This window comes from Gottfriedia acidiceleris (genome assembly GCF_036421055.1).
GTDB classification, from domain to species: Bacteria; Bacillota; Bacilli; order Bacillales; family Bacillaceae_G; genus Gottfriedia; species Gottfriedia acidiceleris_C.
In genome coordinates this window covers 407165-426545 of sequence record NZ_JAZGQS010000003.1, presented here as the reverse complement: position 1 = coordinate 426545, position 19381 = coordinate 407165, and the positions used below count along the sequence as shown (strand labels likewise).

Annotated in this window: 8 protein-coding genes; 7 read left to right on the top strand and 1 reads right to left on the bottom strand. The window is 35.0% G+C overall.

Annotation, left to right across the window (positions count from 1 at the left end; all coding sequences use genetic code 11):
* The first annotated feature begins 10 nt into the window (after positions 1-10).
* From RAH41_RS06840 to RAH41_RS06810, 7 genes are all read left to right on the top strand, one after another.
* Entirely contained in the window at positions 11-7522 is a 7512-nt protein-coding gene (locus tag RAH41_RS06840; RefSeq protein WP_331221454.1) for an amino acid adenylation domain-containing protein, read from the top strand.
* Positions 7523-7535: 13 nt separating this feature from the next.
* On the top strand, positions 7536-14948 hold the full coding sequence (locus RAH41_RS06835; RefSeq protein WP_331221452.1) for an amino acid adenylation domain-containing protein: 7413 nt from the start codon (positions 7536-7538) through the stop codon (positions 14946-14948).
* A 48-nt stretch (positions 14949-14996) separates the two neighbouring features.
* Positions 14997-15509 carry a hypothetical protein gene (locus tag RAH41_RS06830; RefSeq protein ID WP_331221450.1) on the top strand — a complete coding sequence of 171 codons (513 nt, stop codon included), beginning with the start codon at positions 14997-14999 and terminating at the stop codon, positions 15507-15509.
* Between the two features lie 515 nt (positions 15510-16024).
* Positions 16025-16738: an ABC transporter ATP-binding protein gene (locus tag RAH41_RS06825; RefSeq protein ID WP_331221449.1), complete on the top strand. Its 714-nt coding sequence runs from the start codon at positions 16025-16027 to the stop codon at positions 16736-16738.
* Between the two features lie 10 nt (positions 16739-16748).
* The gene (locus tag RAH41_RS06820; protein ID WP_331221448.1) at positions 16749-17435 is read left to right on the top strand and encodes an ABC transporter permease; all 687 of its coding nucleotides are present in this window, start codon (positions 16749-16751) and stop codon (positions 17433-17435) included.
* Positions 17436-17454: 19 nt separating this feature from the next.
* Positions 17455-17658, top strand: a complete 204-nt coding sequence (locus RAH41_RS06815; RefSeq protein WP_331221446.1) for a hypothetical protein — start codon at positions 17455-17457, stop codon at positions 17656-17658.
* 265 nt (positions 17659-17923) lie between these two features.
* Positions 17924-18097 (top strand): hypothetical protein, encoded by a 174-nt coding sequence (locus RAH41_RS06810; protein ID WP_331221445.1) that lies wholly within the window; start codon positions 17924-17926, stop codon positions 18095-18097.
* Between the two features lie 334 nt (positions 18098-18431).
* On the opposite strand, the gene RAH41_RS06805 is transcribed toward RAH41_RS06810, so the two are convergent.
* The gene (locus RAH41_RS06805; protein ID WP_331221444.1) at positions 18432-19358 is read right to left on the bottom strand and encodes a DMT family transporter; all 927 of its coding nucleotides are present in this window, start codon (positions 19356-19358) and stop codon (positions 18432-18434) included.
* Positions 19359-19381 lie beyond the last annotated feature (23 nt).

Genomic DNA, 19381 nt, shown 5'->3' with positions numbered 1-19381 from the left:
GAGGTGTAATATGAGAAACAATATTAAGGATCTATATCCTGTTAATTCAATACAAAAATCGATCCTTTTTCATTCTGATAATGATATGGATAACTATGCTGTGAAGATCAGTCTTGATCTTCATGGCATAGTAATAGATGAAAAGGTCACAGAGTCTTTCAAAGAAGTCATAAGAAGGCATGATAGCTTAAGAACTATTTTTCCTCAAGGAAACTATGAAAAGATGATGCAGGTAGTCCTTAAGGAAATGGAAGCAACATTTCATATTGTTGAAACAAACAACACGGATGATGTTACGAGTGAATTATTTTGGAAGAAGGAAGAAGCATTCAACCTAGAGAAGGGGCCATTAATAAAAGGATGCCTGTTTAAAGGGGAAGATCGCACCTTACGACTTGATTTTCTATTTCACCATATTGTAATCGATGGCTGGTCATTAGATATATTTTTACGAGAATTCTTTCATGTCTATGCGGGAAAGACCTTAGGGGAAGCTCCCGCATATAATTCTTACGTAAAGTGGCTTATGAAGGAAGATATGGAGAAGGGGAAGGATTACTTCAAGGAATACTTAGGTGATTATCTGGATGAAGTAAAGCTTGAGGAACCGATATCTGAAGAGAAGAAAGTGCTAATGAAAAGATTCACGATTCCTGAAGAAATGATTTCACCTGTCATTAATCGAGGTAAAGAAGCTGGTATTACCATGAGTACGATCTTCCAGGCAATCTGGGGTCTTACGATCAATAAGCTTTACGGAAGGCAAGATGTAGTGTTTGGAAATGTTGTTTCCGGCCGAAATGTTCCAGTTGAAAATATTGAAAACACCATCGGGCTATTTATTAATACATTGCCAGTTAGAGTAAAGTATGAAAAAGACGAGAAGCTCATTGGTCTACTTGAAAGAATGCAGAAGGCAAGTACAATGGCTCTTGAACTTGAATCATATCCACTCGATAAGATTATAAATAATCACCCTTTATCACAAGGTCTCTTTAACCACATCATTGGTATTGAAAATTACGATCTAGATTTATCCAGTGTGACAGAAGAAACAGGATTAAAGATTAATAGGCTCACTTCAAAAGAACAATCCCATTTCCCATTAAACATTGCGATATATCCAGGGAAAGATGTGGAATTCCTATTTACTTGGCATTCTGATTGCTATAGAGAAGAAAAAATTGATGAATTCGTAAGAGCAATTAAGGCTGTTACGAATGCGATGAAGGATGGGTTCCATCTAAATGTTTCAGATATACAAGTGGTAAATCCAGAAGATCTACGTATGATTACTGAGGATTTTAATCAAACCAATTACCCATGTCTTGAAGAAACGGATTTTAAACATTTTGTCACGCAAGTTTTTGAAAAAGCGGGAGATCTAGAGGCCGTTACAGATGGAGCAGAAACATGGACTTATAAAGAATTGCACCTGAAAGCTAGTGCGATTGCTAAGAGAATAAAGGAAGCTGGATTTCAGGCGAATGATATCATCGCCATCTATGAAAATAGAAGTATTGATCTCTATCCTATGATTTTCGGAGTTGTCTTATCAGGTTGCGCTTTCTTACTTCTTGACCCATCCCTGCCAGACGAGAGACTTGAGGGGATATTAGAAGATAGTAAAGCGGGTGCACTTCTTGTTAAAGAAGATGAAAATTTACCGTTTAATACCTCTAATGCTATCGTGATGAGATTGGGTAAGAATGAATTTGAAAATAAAGAGCTATTCACGATCGAGGGTAAAATGCAACCTCTAGATACAACCTATATTATCTATACATCTGGTACGACAGGTAAACCAAAGGGTGTTTTATTAACTTCAGAAGCTTCTGTTAATATGGCAGATTATTTTGGTCGCTACATGGGATGCATAGAACCGATAAGTATTTCGGTTAGTCCTTTAAGCTTTGATATGTTTGTATGCGATGTATTTTACAACTTTGCAAGACACGGAAAAATGATTATAACAACAGAGGCGCAACGGAAGGATAATGAAGAAATTGCTCGACTAATCATCCAGGAGAAAGCTGATACGATTTTAACGACACCAAGTCGATTATCTTCCTTGATTTATACCAATGAAATATCGATGAAGAATATGAAGACGATGGCTGTCGGCGGTGAAAAGATCACAGAAAAGCTTGTCGAAGAGGTTTCGAACAAAACAAACGGCAGGCTGTTTAATGGATATGGACCAACTGAAGCTACTGCCTATAATACTATGCTTGAAATGAATCAAGAGACAAAGCATTTACTAGGTAAGCCAGCCGCATTCAGTGAAATCTATGTGATGAATGAGGAAGGTAATCCAATGCCAGTTGGTATTGTAGGAGAAATCTGCATCGGGGGTACGCCTCTTGCTAAGGGATATTTAAATAGGCCTGATTTGACAAATGAGAAGTTTGTGGATCATCCTTTAAAACCTGGAAAGAAAATATATAAGACAGGTGATTTAGGAAGATGGACAAAAGACGGAAATCTTGAATATCTTGGTAGAAAAGATGATCAAGTCAAGATAAGAGGTCTAAGAATCGAAACTCAAGAAATTGAGAAGGTTATTTCTTCGGTATCAGGAGTCAAGCTTTCAACCATCTTTGCGATTACCAATGCAGCTGGTCAGGATGAGCTTGCATGTGTATATACCGGGGAAAATAAAAACTATGAATCAATCATAAATGAAATTAAAAGTAAGCTGCCAGAATATATGATTCCTGTTCATATGCTGCATGTAGAGATGATGAAAACGACAAGAACGGGTAAGTTTGATAAAAAATATTACTCGGATTACTTTTCTGAAAAAAGGAAGGCAGTAGGACAGAAGACTCCCGTAACGGAAATTCAGAAAAAGTTATTTGCGATATGGGCAGAAATATTAAATCATGAAAACTTCGGTTGTGAAAGTAGTTTCTTTAACGTCGGCGGAAACTCTTTAACTGCGATGATGCTTTGTGCCAAAGTGAAAAATGCTTTCGGAAAGGTATTTACGTTAAAGGATTTATTCAGTTCTGCAAGTATTGAAAAACAAGAACAATTTATCAATGGCAATGTAAGTAAGTATGAAAATAGATTAGAGAAAATAGCGAAGATGGAATCTTATCCACTTACGAATACTGAAGAAAGACTATTCTCTGTGCTTGAAACAATTCCTGTTGGAAGCAAAATGTATAACATCATTCAGGCATTAGAGGTTAAGGGAATAGAAGTCAATAAGCTCAAAATAGCATTAACCCAGATCGTGAATAGACATGATAATTTACGTTCCAACTATCAATATAATGAGGATGGTAAAGTTAGAAAATATATTCGCGATCAAGAGGAAGCAGAACTAGAAATCTATCATGTCAATACGTGTAAAGAAGATGAGCTAAGTAGTCTAACAAAAGCTTTTCAGCTTGGCAGTGATCGGTTATATCAGTTCATTTTAGCTAAAGATCAGGAAAGAGAAATATTGATCCTTAATTTCCATCACATCATTATGGATGGAAATTCAATCGGATTATTTGTTCAGGAATTGATCGATATCCTTTCTGGAAAAACGGCTAATGGTACTTTCCATCAATTCCAAGATTATGCGGTATTTGAAGAGAAATACATTCAATCTTCAGAGTATAAGGATGCAAAAACGTTTTGGAATAAAATGATGACTGGATTTGAGGTGAGTTCTGGATCTAGTTCAAATAACCAGGAATCAAAAGGTAGAAATGCAACCTTTTCGCTAGAATCAGATGTATTTGAAAAGCTTAAGAGAACGGCAAATCATTTAAATCTAACGATGTATCAGCTAACATTTTCTATTTTTTCTCTTCTAAGATCAAGAACAGCAAACACGAATGATTATATAACAGGAACGGTGTCATCAGGAAGGTTTATCCCAGAATGCGAACGGATTCTTGGGATGATGGTCAACACACTTCCTGTGAGATTGAAATATGAGAAAAACGAAACAGTAAGAGAGATTTTACTTAGACAAAAGGATGTCATCATTGAGGCCATTTCGAATGAAGCCTATCCATTACATAAGATTCTAAAAAATGTAAATGAAATGAATGGAACGGAAATCAATAGTCTTTTCAATGAAATGTTTATCCTACAGGAATTTGATGAAAAGGGTTCTATTAAGGTGGAATCTGGAGAAATTCATACTCTCCAAATGAATTTACATGTAACGGATACGAAATTTCCTTTGACAGTGGAAGGTGAAAGAAAGGGCAATAAGATTGAGTTTTTGGTCAATTATGACGAAGCTATTTATGAAGGATATTTGATTGAAAACATGATGCTAAGCTACTTCAACATTCTTGAAAATATTGATTCCGTACTTGATTGTAAGGTAAAAGAGATTGATTTCTTAACGAAACAAGAACGTAATACCTTAATGAGCTTCCACGGAGATGTAGATACAAGCGAACGTCCGATCACGATCCAAGAGCATATGGATCGAATAATGGAAATCTATAAAGATAGAATAGCTTGTGAGACGAAGTTCGAATCTCTTACTTATGAAGAACTGAATATTACATCGAAAAATCTCGCCAAAAGAATTCATCATGAAACAAAGGGCGTGAATAGACCTGTAGCGGTTCTTATGGGAAGAACGAAATATATTCCTATTGCGGTAATGGGAATTTTAAGAGCCAATGCTTCCTTTATCTTGATCGATACAGAACTACCGATGGAAAGAATTGAATATATGCTTGAGGTGACAGAGGCCTCATTCCTGATTACGGATGGAAGTTTACAAGTTAGTAATCAGTATGAACAGTGGGATATAACGAGAATGAATTTGATGGAAGAAGTAAGTTTGCCTCCAATTGAATATTCTTGTGACGATATCGCATACTTAATCTTCACTTCGGGAACGACTGGAAAGCCAAAAGGAGTTATTAATACGAATAGAGGCCTTGTAAATAGTCTTACAAATATCGTGGATTTGGCCGATTTGTGTGACAGGTTAGGCAGTGAATTATCGGTTACTTCTATTTCATTTGATATGTTTATCATCGAAATGTTTATGGCGATCGGGTCAGGCAGAAGTTTGGTTATTGCAAATGAAGAAGAAAGATTGGATAACGAACTTCTGATCAATCTAATTAAAGAAAAGGATGTTCGCCTGAGCTGGATGACACCTTCCAGATTACAAGGATTTTTAGCGAATGATAATCACGCTCAAATCATCAGCAAACTAAATGGGGTGTTTTTAGGTGGAGAGGCTCTTCATCAAGAAACACTAAATAAGACGATGGATCTGGGCGATATTTGTGTCTTCAATATGTATGGACCTTCAGAAACAGCCGTCTTTAGTAGTGGAAAGAAATTTGCTCACGATGACATGGATATAACGATCGGTAAGCCTTCACCTGGAAATACGATATACATCCTTGGAAGTGACAATGAACTGTTATCATTAGGCTCGGTTGGTGAGATAGTCATTGGTGGAATAGGAGTAGGATTAGGCTATTTAAAAGATGAGGAACAAACTAAAAAAGCATTTGTCGATGATCCATTCAGACCTGGCTATAAGATGTATCGAACTGGAGACTTAGGAATTTGGACGAAGAAGGGTGAAATTCTTTACATAGGAAGAGCGGATAAACAGGTTAAAATAAGAGGCTATCGAATCGAAATTTCGGAAATCGAAAACGCCTTGAGAAAAATAGCTGGAATTAATGACGCTGTCGTAATCATGAAAAAGAAACAAGGATCTACTTATTTGGCTGCGTTTATCGTAGGAAATTTCAATGAAATGGAAGTGGCCAATGAGCTTTCAAATGTATTGCCTTATTATATGGTCCCTGAATTCTTTTTCCCAATAGAGGCCATTCCACTTGCTCATACAGGTAAAGTGGATCTAAAAGCATTAGATAAGATTGAAATAAATACCTCCTCGAGTGATCAATCGGAAATGACAGAAACGGAATTAATGGTATCTAAATTTTTCCAAAGGATTTTAGACTGTGCTGAAGTAGGGTCGATGGATAGCTTCTATCAACTAGGTGGAGATTCAATTAAAGCGATTCAACTTGTTGGACTAATGAAATCTGAAGGAATCCAGATAACCGTTAAAGATATAATGGCACATAAAAATATTAGGGGAATAGCGAATTTTATCAATAACTCAGTGGCTAAGAAAAAAGTGAATCAAGGGCCAATCGAAGGAAGTTTTGAGCTTTTGCCTATTCAAACCCAGTTTATCCAAAATAATACACCTGACAAATTATTTAACCAGTCAATTGTATTTAAAGCCGAAAAAAGAGAGTTATCACAGTACAAGAAAATCATACAAGAATTAATGGTTCACCATGACATTTTAAGATCTGAAATCATTAATCAGGATGGAAAGTATGTTCATCATATACTTCCAATTTCAGATATCAGATTCTCTTATTTGGAATTTACAAAAAATGAGGATCAGTTAGAGACGGATTTAGCTTATTTAGGTAATTACGCACAAGGACTCGTACAGCCACATAAAGGGATCATGGTGAGTGTTTTGGTCATTCAGACAGAACATAGTGACTACCTTTTAATGGCATTAAGCCACTTTGTGGTAGATGGTGTATCTTGGAGAATTATAGAGGATGATCTTTCGAGAATTGCTGAATCTTTAAAGAAAAATGAAGCGATTAAGTTACCTGAAAAGACTGATTCGATGATGACTTACTCCCTAATGGCGAAGAAAGCATATGAAGACAAGTTCTTCGAAAAGGAACGAAGCTATTGGGAGGCTAACTGTGATGGAAGTTCTGATGACATAGACTGCAGGATGTCTCATATTGGCATGGATGAAATTAGGTTCACTGACGAAGAAACATTCGAGCTAAAGTCCAGTTTTGTTGAAGTAGGAACGGATTTGAATACAGCCCTATTAAGTTCCTATGTAAATGCACTTGCAGATATAGAAGAAAAAGATAAAGTAAGAATTTTCTTTGAAAGTCATGGAAGATTGGAAGAAATGGGAGATTTAGATTTATCGCAATCCATTGGTTGGTTTACTAGTATGTATCCAGTAACATTTTCTATTAAACAAGATTTTATGAGAATGTTAAGGGAAGTGAAGTTTGAATTAGAAAAGGTGCCAAACTTTGGAGTAGGATTTGGTGTTATGGCACAGGGGGATGGTGAAGGTAAGCTTTATCATACTTACCACTCAAAAAGTAAGAAATGCTTTAACTATCTTGGTGAAATTGGTGGATCTGAAGATAACAGAGATAAGGCATTTCATGTAATGGATCTGGATAGAGGCTTTGAACTGGGAGAAAACGTAGATTTATCAATAGAAATAACTCTTAATGCTGTAATTCTCAACAAGTCGCTCATTATAACGGTTGCCTATAACAAAACCTTGTACAGCGAGGAAATGATTGGAAAACTTAAATCGAGTTTTCTGAATTACTTGAAAGGCGTAGTTAAAGATGATAGTCAGGTTTCGATGCTTACCCCAAGTCAATTTGGAGAATTAGATACTAGTCTTGATGAGCTAGATAGTATTGTTGATTTAATAGGAAGTATTAAATAAGATGGAGGGGAAAATGAGTAATAATATTAAGTTTATGTATCCTTTAACACCGCTACAACAGGGAATGCTATTAATTACACAGACAAGTGAAAATAAAGATCAATATTCTGTGCATATGCATCTATGTTTAAAGGGTGATGTGAGTCTAGAGATTTTTGAAAAAGCATTTCAAGAAATAGTTGATCGACACGACATACTTAGAACTGTGTTTGTTTATAAAAAAATCAAAACTCCTTTACAAGTCGTTTTAAAAAAGCGGGAAACTAAAATCACTGTTGTTGACTTTAAAGATAGGAATATGAACCAAGCGGACATGGACGAGTTCTGGTCTAAGGCAGAACCTTTTGATTTTGAAAAGGGCATGCTGATGAATCTTGCATGGTTTCAATTTAAGGATCAAGATATCGCTTCTTTTAGATTCCATCATATCATCCTTGACGGTTGGAGTGTCGGTATCGTTTTGAAGGATTTTGAGGATTTGATTAACGGAAGAGAATGTTCCATTAAAACAAGAAACTTATTACCATTTAAAGAATATATCGAATCCATTCAAAAGATGAATAAGCTAACGACATTAACGTATTGGGAAAATTACTTAAGCGGATATGAAGAATATTTTCACTTAGTACCTAAGAATAGAAAAGAAACAGAAATATACCAAAAGCATGTGATGACCGTTGATGAGGAAGTATTTACGAGAATGGATTCAAACCTTAAAAAGCTAGGTATTAGCGTGAATACAGCGCTACAAACAGCTTGGGGTCTCGTTCTTCAAAAACATCTTTATAGTGATGATGTCTTATTTGGAGCAGTAGTGTCTGGCAGAAATCTTCCTTTGGAAAATATTGAAACAGGTGTTGGCCTTTTTATTAATACATTGCCAGTGAGAATTAAGACGTTAGAAAATGAAACAATCTTAGATGTATTAAAAAAGGTTCAATTACATGCTGAGGAATCAAGTGCGTATGAATTTTGCAGCTTAAGTGACATCAAGAAAGGGTCGAGTCTTACTAATGATCTGTTTGATCATATCATGGCATTCGAAAACTATCCTTTCGAAGTGGGTCAAGATGAAAGGGCATCGAAGGTAAAGGTAGATCAAATTCTAGGTGTTGAAAAAAATAACTATGGATTAAATATAAAAGCCGTTCTTCAGGGGCATCATTTCAGTGTTGAGTTTAGCTATAACACTGGTAACTTTACAGAAACAGAGATTAAAAGGTTAATGAGTCACCTAATGACGGTGTTTAAATCAATGGCAGATAACCTTGATTTAAAGGTTGAACAGCTGGATCTCTTGAATGAGGAAGAAAGAAACAAACTTTTATATAAAAATAACGATACCTTTGTTGATATTTCAGATGAAAATTTAACCGATTTTCTGTCTAAGTCCCTTATGAAGAATCCTTCCTATAAGGCGATTTCAGGTTCTGGAAGTAGAACCTATAGCTACGAAGAAGTAGAAAAGATAACTAACCAGATTGCTAGATTAATGAAAGATAAAGGGTTGGAAAAAGAAGATGTGGTGGCGCTTCACATGAAGCGTTCACCTGATGTAATGTTGGCGATGCTTGGACTTTTAAAGTCCGGCGTTGCCTTCCTTCCAATCGATACGAATACACCGTCCCAGCGTATTGATTTTATGCTGGAGGATTCTAGTGCAAAAATTCTTGTGACGGAGGATGAAAATCTAGCATCTCATTTTCATGGGGTAGTCCTCAAAGATTTACTAGAGGAATCAAACAAATATAGTGATGCACCATTTAGGAATATATCTAGTGATGATGATCTTGCGTATATCATTTATACATCAGGATCAACCGGCAATCCTAAGGGAACAATGATGCAAAGAAGAGGATTAATCAATTTAACGATGGATATGCAAAATCGTTATGACGAAGAAAACATTGCGATTGTGGCGATATCTTCCATTTCTTTTGATATGTTTTTATATGAATACACGTACTGCTTGGGAAGACAAGGGGAATTTGTCATCGCAAATGAAGAAGAACGGATGGATATGGAAGAACTTTTCAGATTATTTGAAGATAAGAACATTCAATCCATGATTACGACGCCATCTAGAATTGCAGCCATGCTTCATCATCCGAAAGCACCTAAGGTTTTTAAAGAGTTCAAGACACTTATTATTGGTGGAGAAAGCTTAAAGGCGGATGTGTTAGATAAAGCAATTGAATTGGTTGGTGGAGAGCTTCAAAATGCATACGGGCCAACAGAAACAACGGTAATTTGTACCGTTAAGGAAAACTTAAAACTCGGTGATAAGATTACGATAGGAAAGCCTCTTTTAAATACAAGTCTTCTTGTACTAGATAAGAACCTTAACATGGTACCTATAGGGGCAATAGGGGAACTTTATATCGTAACACCAGGTATTTTAAGAGGCTATCTGCATAATCAAGAACTTACAGATCGTGTTAAGAGAAACTGTAAGCAGCTTGGTCATGTACCAATGTATAAGAGTGGTGATTTTGTCAAGTGGACCGAGGATGGAGAAATCGAATTTATCGGCAGAATTGATGGACAACATAAAATTAGAGGCCAGAGAATAGAACTTGATGAAATCGACAATAAAATATCAGCCATCGATGGGATTACAGACGTCGTAACGCAGATCATTGGTGAGAAACAGGAAGCGATGAGGCTTGTGTCCTTCTTTTCTGGTGAACATAAAGAAGAATTAGAGTTAAAGGAAAAGCTAAAAGAAATTCTTCCAATCTATATGGTTCCCGATTATTTAATCTACCTTGAAGAAATACCTACCAACAATAACGGGAAGGCAGATAAGAAAAAGCTTAAAGAATATTTTGATTCATTAGATTTTAAGAAAGATATAAAAGAAGCAACGTCAGAAATACAGAAGGCCATCAGAGAAATATGGTGTGAGATTTTAGGCAGAACTGATCTTTCAGTCGATTCTAATTTCTATGAAATGGGAGGAAATTCACTTCTTGCCATGTCATTAGCTTCCAGACTATCCACTACATTTAAGAAAACCATTAAGGTAAGTGATGTGTTACGAAATCTTACGATTATAGAGCAGGAAATGCTCCTTCAATATTCAGAGCAAGTCATAAACATTCCTGAACTGCCTGAAACGAAGATGATACCATTATCGAGTGCAGAAAAAAGAATGTATGTTGTTGAAAAGCAAAGTGTAGGAAGTAATGCTTACAATACCTTCATGGTGATGGAAGTTAAAGGAATTCTGGATGAAGGAAAATTACAGAAGGTTTTAAATGCCTTAGCAGTTAGACATGAATCATTGAGGGTTCAATTTGTTGAAGATACAGAGGGAATACATAAAGAAATCATAGAAAATGTAAATATCCCAATCTATAACCACAAAATGGAAAAGTTAACATTTTTAGAGCAAGGAAGTCATCTTATCAAAGAATTTAACCTTTTAGAGGGTCCTCTTTGGGAAGTACATGTCATCCAACTTGAAGATCGTGAAGAGGAATTGATACTACTTCTAAACTTCTCTCATATCATCATGGATGGAACTTCAATGGATCTATTAATGGAAGATTTCAAAGAGCTGATGAATGACAAAATTCCATCCTCAAAGGTAAGAAAATACTCTGATTATGCGGTATTTGAAGAAAAACTTGATATGCAAGTTATGGAAGAATATTTTGTAAAAGAGTTAAAGAACCTTCCAGATACGGCTTTAGTAACGGACTTCCCAAGGAGCGGGAAAAAGTCGTTTAGAGGGAAAACGCTCCATCATAGATTGTCAGAAAGCATGAGTCATAGTCTAAAGGATTTTTGTAAAAAGGAACAGATTACTCCTAGTAATTGTTTAATGGGATTATACCAGCTTTTACTAATGAAGTTTGGCAATAAAGATGACTTTACAATTGGAACGATTGTGGCGAACAGAGATTTGGCTGATACAAGACATATGATTGGTATGTTTGCCAATACGTTAGCAGTAAGATTCCATTATTTAAATGAGGAAAGTATCATTCACTATCTTAAAAATTATCAAAATCATTTTCAAGAAACTCTTAAACACCAAAGGTATCCTTTTGAACTTTTAGTCAAAAATATTGATCGAAAGGAAGAGGAAAATAAAGAAATCTTCCATCACCTATTCGTATATCAATATTTAACGCATGGAACGGCTGGTTTTAAGACAAATGAGGCTGTATTTACACCATGTATGGAATTCAAGGTGCCTGAAACCTCAAAGTTTGACATTACATTTGAAATAATGGACTACGGTGAAACGATAGAGGTTTTGGCAAATTACAATACAGATCTTTACCATGAAAAGACGATCAAAAATCTATTAGTATCATACGAAGCCATTATTGAAAGCACGATAACCAATTCGGGAGAAATCGGTGAAATAAATGTCATTTCTGCTTCCCAAAAAACTGAGCTTTCTACATGGGGAAGTGGGATGAAGTATGAATATTCAAAAGAAGATATGGTCGTAAGAAGACTGAATCACTTGGCAGAAATGATCCCATTGGCACTTGCCATGAAAATGAATGGCGAAGTAATCACCTATGCTGATCTTAAGAAGAAGAGTGATATTTTAGCTCACAAAATACTATCTTCTGGTGTTGAGAAAAATGCGGTTTGCGCCATTTATATGGATAGAGGGCCGGCTTTTGTTATTAGTATGCTGGCCATTCTAAAGGCTAGATGTGGTTATTTGCCTATTGACATCTCATTGCCAAAAGAAAGAATTAGCTACATGTTAGAAGACAGCAACTGTCAATTGGTAATCACAGATGGGGAGATTGATTATGCATCGATCCATATAGGTGACGTAGATTGGAATCATGAGGTTGACGTAAAGGAAGATTGGTCATTGGAAGATCCATCTTACATCATTTATACATCTGGTACTACTGGAAAACCAAAGGGAGTTCAATTAAATCAACAATCACTGACGAACTTCGTAAAGGGCTTAGAATGTTATTTCCACTTTAAGCAGGAAGATGTGCTTTTATCCTTAGCGTCAGTATCCTTTGATATGTTTTCATCAGAAGTTTGGATGTCATTGTATAGTGGAATGTGCTTAGTCATCACAGACAATGAAGAACGATATTCAATCGAAAATACAGTAAAAATAATGGCCGGCGAAAAGGTAACAACCATTCTCACTACACCTTCAAGAATTGAAAACAGTTTTGAGACAATCCAAAAATATGGCGCATTAAAAACAATGAAACAGTTCATCTTCGGAGGAGAACCACTCAAAGATGAACTGATTGAAAAAATCCAAAAGGAAAACGCTCATATCACTGTCTATAATGCTTATGGTCCTACAGAAGCAACGATGCATTGTACGGTTGATCAAGTAATGCCAGGTGAAGGAAGTACAATTGGTCGACCAATACCGAATGTTTCCACTTTTATTCTGGATGATCAACTTAAGAGAATGATACCTGGTGCTCTAGGCGAGCTTTGTATTGGTGGTGATGCTCTAGCCGATGAGTATATCAACCTGGATGAAATAACAAATGAGAAATTTGTCCATATACCTGGTATAGGCAGAGTTTATCGAACAGGTGACCTAGCAAGATGGAATAAGGATGGAAAACTGGAATACGTTGGAAGAATAGATTCTCAAGTGAAAATCAATGGACACAGGGTTGAGATTGGGGAAATTGAACAGGAGATTTTAAGACTTACTTTCAATCAACCATGTAAAGTAATAGCCAAAATGAGTGAGGGTAAATGGATCTTAGCAGCGTTTTCAACATCTGATGCTGATTTAAATGAAATCCATGAAGAATTATCCAAACATTTACCTTATTACATGGTTCCGAAATATATTCTAAAGGTAAACGAAATTCCTGTTACCATAAACGGGAAAGTGGATGAAAAGGCATTAGAAAAAATGCTTGATGATAAAAAAGACAATGATGTGATTATGACCGCAAATACCGAAATGGAAAAACATTTAGAAGCTGCAATTAAGGAAAAGATTCAAGGAATCTCAGACCTTAATATGAATGTTCATTTTATGGATATCGGTGGAGATTCGTTTAAAGTGATTGAAGTCATTTCAGCACTACGAACTAAGGGGTATACGATAAGCATTACTGATTTTATGAATCAGCCAGATTTAAAAAGAATCGCAACTAAACTTAAGAAAATTGGCGAAGAATCAATAAAGGAAATAGAAGTGGAAGAAATTCTATCACCAATGCATCAGAAAATTTTGGAACACAATACCCTCTCAGCCGTGAATGGTTTTACACAAACCGTTGCATTAGAAAATGATTCACCTCTTGATATCGAGAAATTAAAAGAAATATTGGTTGCAATCATGGATGAACATCCGATGTTAAGAAGCTTTTATCCGGAAAGCGACGGGAAAAGAATCCACGCATACGGTACTAGTGATGATAGATTGGTATTTGAAAGTTATGTCTTGGATCAAGTATCAGAGAAACAGGTGAGCGAGATTGCAAGACAGAGTGAAAGTCTAATAGACATAGAAAAGAGTTTATTCAGAGTAACGGTTATTAACGGGAAAAATATAGGCTATTGCATCATTTCCCTACATCATTTCCTATTAGATACAGTATCCTGGATGATTTTACTAGAAGAATTAACCGGACTTTATAATGGGACGAAGGATCAGCTTCAGCCATCGTCGAGTACCTTCCACCAATGGTTAGTGGAAAGTGTTAAATATGCAAAAGGAAATGAATTTGACAAGGAAGCGGATCATTGGGATCAACTTCAAAAAAATTCAAGTTCGCCATTTAGCTATAACTATATGAAGGACATGACTCTTTGGGAGCATACTCTTTCAAAAGAGGAAAGTGAAGAGCTATTTGCCTTAAAAAATGAATGGCAAATAAGTTTAGATGCAATACTACTTTCTGCTTTTGGTAATTCCTTGTCAAAAATGGAAAACAAAGATGAAGTATTAATCGAAATGGAATCTCATGGAAGAAATTTTGATTATGGTGTTCTTGATTTATCTCATACAATAGGATGGTTTACCTCTCCTTTCCCTATGAAAATAAAAAATGCGGGAGCAAAGATTCATGAAGCTGTTTTGAACATGGAGAAAGAACTAAAAACAATCCCTAATAAAGGGAGAGCATATTCTATCAAAAGATATTTACATAATGATAGAGGTTATTCAATGGAACCTAAATATGTCTTTAACAATTTAGGGGAGATTAGGTACTCATTGGAGAATAAAATCGGATTAAGGATGTCAAGTATCCCATTTCATAATATACCACCACAAGATTTCTGCGTGAATTATGAAGTATATTGCTTCTTCCGGATCACTCAAGGCAGACTTAGTATTGGTATACAGTACAACCATACAAAATATGATGAAGAATCATTTAATCGTCTTCAATCAGATTTTATGAGTTATCTCCTTTCTATGAAAGATTTGCTACAAAAGGTATAAATGTAAGTATGTTTAGGTGTAACCAATAAACGTAAGGTGGTATAGAAGATGAAGCCAAAGGTAAACGGCTATGAGGATGTGAACCTTTTAAAAATGTATAATGCAGGAACTAAAGTTCCTGCTGCTTTAATGAAAATAATGAGTATTATTCAGATGCTTCTTTCGGCAATTGGATTGTTTAGTTTAGGAGCACTACTGTTCGTAAGGGAAAAAGTAATCGACAAAGTTTCTAGTGAAAGTCTTAAGTTAGATGAAAAAATGATTGAAGAGGCCAAGAACCTTGCTCCTTTGAACATCATAACCTCTATGATTTTTTTAGCATTAGGACTTGTACTTGCAGTAATCATATTCAAAAATTCCATCCGATTTAATAGAGGAGAGAAGGTGTCCTTTGCACCGTTTATTTACCTCATTTTGGTCCAAATAAGCGGCGTTTCTATTGATATTCTTCGAGGTAAAGAGGATCCAGTTGGTTTTTCAATCATAGGATCAATCCTACTAGTAAGCTGCATTTGTATTTACTGTATTATTAGAAGGGATATTAAAGAAACCATTAAATAATTATATAGTGCTTATGGTAAATAAGGTTTAAGGAATTTTTCGTTTATAAGACATTAGGCTCAGGTGAAAAATAGTACTATTGAATTTTTGGAAAAAATTGCATAATTTGGATTTAACTGGTAAAATTGTAAAAGTATTTTTCAATGTACAGAGTGAATATTTGTTGAGCAGAAGAATCTTGAATTGATGTTTATCATTACGGTCGCCATACATTTTTTAAGTAAATGCAAAGTTGTTGATTATCGCTACAGGTGCGAGACTCCTGTATGTGTAGGGAAAAGGGGAGACGTAAGAAGGTGCTTTAGCACTGTGGAGGCTCCCCGATCCATCTACGGAAAGCGAGTGCCTGAAATCTTTAAAAAAGAGAGATTCAAAAAGTGGGTTCTATAAGAGTCATTTCTTAACATAAAATGAAAAAGGTTCGATGTATTGGCTAAAAGACGCTTGGTTGCTATAGGAATCCATAGGCTATATACGGACCAACAAAACATCATTTATATACAGGGAGAGGCATAATGACCAATGTAATTGAAGTAAGTCAATTGTCAAAAAAATTTGGCGAACAGGAAGTATTAAATAATGTTACACTAAGCATCAAAAAAGGACAGATTTATGGTTTACTCGGAGCAAATGGAACAGGCAAGACAACACTAATGAAGATTATGCTTGGCTTACTGAAACCGACTGAGGGCTCAGTCAAAATTTTAGGCTCTGAAGTTTCCAAAGGAAATCCTTCCATTTTATCTAAGGTAGGGAATATTATCGAAATTCCCGTTTTCTATGAGTCCTTAACGGTTGAGGAAAATTTAAATATTCATTGCGACTATTTAAATGAAAATTATAAAAAGGACATATCGAAGATACTTGAAATCGTCGGCTTGGAAGGAAGCCTATATAAGAAGGTGAAGGAACTTTCATTGGGGATGAGGCAGAGATTAGCCATTGGAAGAGCTATTCTTTGTGAACCAGAGCTCCTTATACTAGATGAACCGATTAATGGATTGGATCCAAAAGGAATCGTTGATATCAGGGAAATCTTAACTAGACTGAACAAAGAAAGAAATTTATCAATTATTATATCTAGCCATATTATCAGTGAAATGGTAAAACTCGCTGATACGATAGGGATTATTCATAATGGTAGATTAGTAGAAGAAATCACAAAAGGTGGAATTGATAAAGAGGATTTCAATCTTGAAAATCACTTTTTAAAGATTCTTAGTTCGTAAGGAGATCAAAATGAAAAAACTAATAAATATAGAACTTAAGAAATTTAGTTTAAAGAAACATATTTTTCATGTTTTAATTGCGAATGTATGTTTATTAATGTTAATTCTGATGACTACTTATGTAAATAATTCGAGTGAAGTTATTCCAGGAATGCCGCAAATAGCCACCATAACGGTACTAGATACGTTTATCAAAGCTGTATTTCTTGTTTGGCAGTCAATTCTAATCGCCAATCTGATTGTAGAGGAATTTAGAAGTAAAACCATACTAATCCTTTTTACATACCCTATTGATCGCAAAAAGCTCATATTAAGTAAGCTTCTACTCATTTTTATGATTACATTATTATCCATAATAGGATCACAAATCTTATTAAACCTTGTATTGTTTGGGTTGGATACAATACTACCTTTTATTAATTATAGTATTAGTTTAATGGACATTGGACTCATGTTCATCACAACGATTACATCTATCATGCTAGGTATGTTAACTTTATACATTGGGATGTTAAATAAATCCACTGTTGCAACAGTTGCAAGTTCTCTCGTTATCGTCAGCTTAGCTGTAAGTTCAGGTGGGGACAAGGGCGGCCTTATCACGATGATCCCAGTATCCATTACATTGGGAGTTATAGGTGTAGCCCTAGCATATATGTCCATTAAAAAAATGCTTTCAGCCGATTCGGTCATTTAACTGTAAGGAGGAATTGATCATGAAGGAAAAGTTAGATAGTATCTTTTTAAATAGTGCAAACTCACAGATAGAATTATATAGTTCTATTGCTAGTATCATCCTTGGAGTAATTATTTTCTTTGTAGCACTTCACTTTAAGAAAAAGCAAAAGGACTGGTGGGTAATCGTTTCATTGATTGGGATGGTTGCGATTATCATCAATGGTATAAAACTAATTAATTAAGGAAGTTCGGTAAGAGGAACTAAAAAGTAAGCGTCAGACTATGCCCGTAGTTTGGCGCTTTTTTTCTATTAAACATTGCCGGGTGGGAATTCTGGAAGAGTATTTTATATCGTGTAAAAGTTTTATCACTCATGTTTTTTTTAAAATTTATTTAATACTTCAGATTTTTTGTTTTTGTAAAATAATTTGTTACTTGTGTTATAATTTTAGGGTGAGATTGTAATAAATGCATCTTAGAATTTCTAAAAGGAGCAAAATTTTTAAAATGAAATGGTTAATTGTATTTGGACCTGTATTAGAATTAGCATTATATGCAATAGTTTCTAAGTTTTGGGTAAGTGATTTTAAAGAAATAAAACCGATCATTATTTTACAAATAGTACTTTACACTTTTCTTATTACACCATTATTACTTTGGGGATATATGTTAAAGCACTAATAAATATAATTTTATAATGAAAAGCATTCTAACGAAAATTCGGGAAGAATGCTTTTTTTATCCTTTTTTTCTTGGCCTATATGATTCATATGAAACTAATGCGTTTGCCATCCATGATGTTTAAAAGTATTCACTTAGGCTTTTGCTGTAAATAAAAACTTTTTTTCGCTATCCCTCTTAATATTGAATAACAAATCATTCAAACCATACGCTTTGTGATACTAAACCTTTTGTAATACAAGGATCGAGTGTAGTATCAATGTATCATTTAGTAACTTATTATTTATTTCATTTTGATTTGCTTTAATTACTTAAAATAGACCTCTTTTGACATTTACATTTGTTCAGTTGTGAATGTGGATTTTGCTACTTTTTCGGGCTTTGTTAAGAAAATAACTGCGATGACGATACATATTCCACCTAGTAATTGGTACACTCCGAAAGATTCCTTTAGCCAAGCAATAGAAACAATCGTTGCTACAAGAGGTTCAATACTAGATAAAATACTAGTCTCTGTTGCTGATAAATATTTTAGGCTACCGATGTAGAGAAGAAAAGAAAGTGTACCGATTAGAATAATTAAAATTAGCATAGAGAATGTTGATAATGTAAAGGTTTGTGAAAATTGTTTCCATTCAAAAGAATGATTGTAAATAAATAGTACAATACCTCCAATTAGCATACCCCAGCCAATAATAAGAGTTGTCCCCCATTGTTGAATTAGTGAAGTAGGGTGTAGTGTATAGAAGGTAAAACCAATAGCTGTTAACAATCCGAATAAAATAGTTTCCTTTGACATGACAATATTATGGGCTGATCCATTTGTAATAATAAAGTATGTGCCTATTAGTGCAGAGAGAATTGCTAATACCTGCAAAGTAGAAGGCAGTTTTTTATTTTGTATTGCAACATAAATAGTAATGAGAACTGGCCCTAAAAATTGAAATAGAGTAGCGGTCACAGCATTGCTAATATGCACAGTTTCTATAAAAGCATATTGTGCGCCAAGCATTCCGAGAATAGAGAAAATAATAAGATGTAATAGATGAACTGGTTGTTGCCAAATACGAAATATATTTTGTTTTTTTGTAAGTAAGTAACATAAAATAAAGACGCCAGCAAGTAAGAGGCGGATTACTAAATAGTCGATAGATGATATTGTCGTACGTTGAAAAAACCACTGAATTAATGGACCTGATAATCCCCATAAAGTAGCTCCTGTAAGAATCATAAATAGTCCAAGGCGTCTGCTGTTTTGCATGATCTTGATGCTCCTTCCAAAAA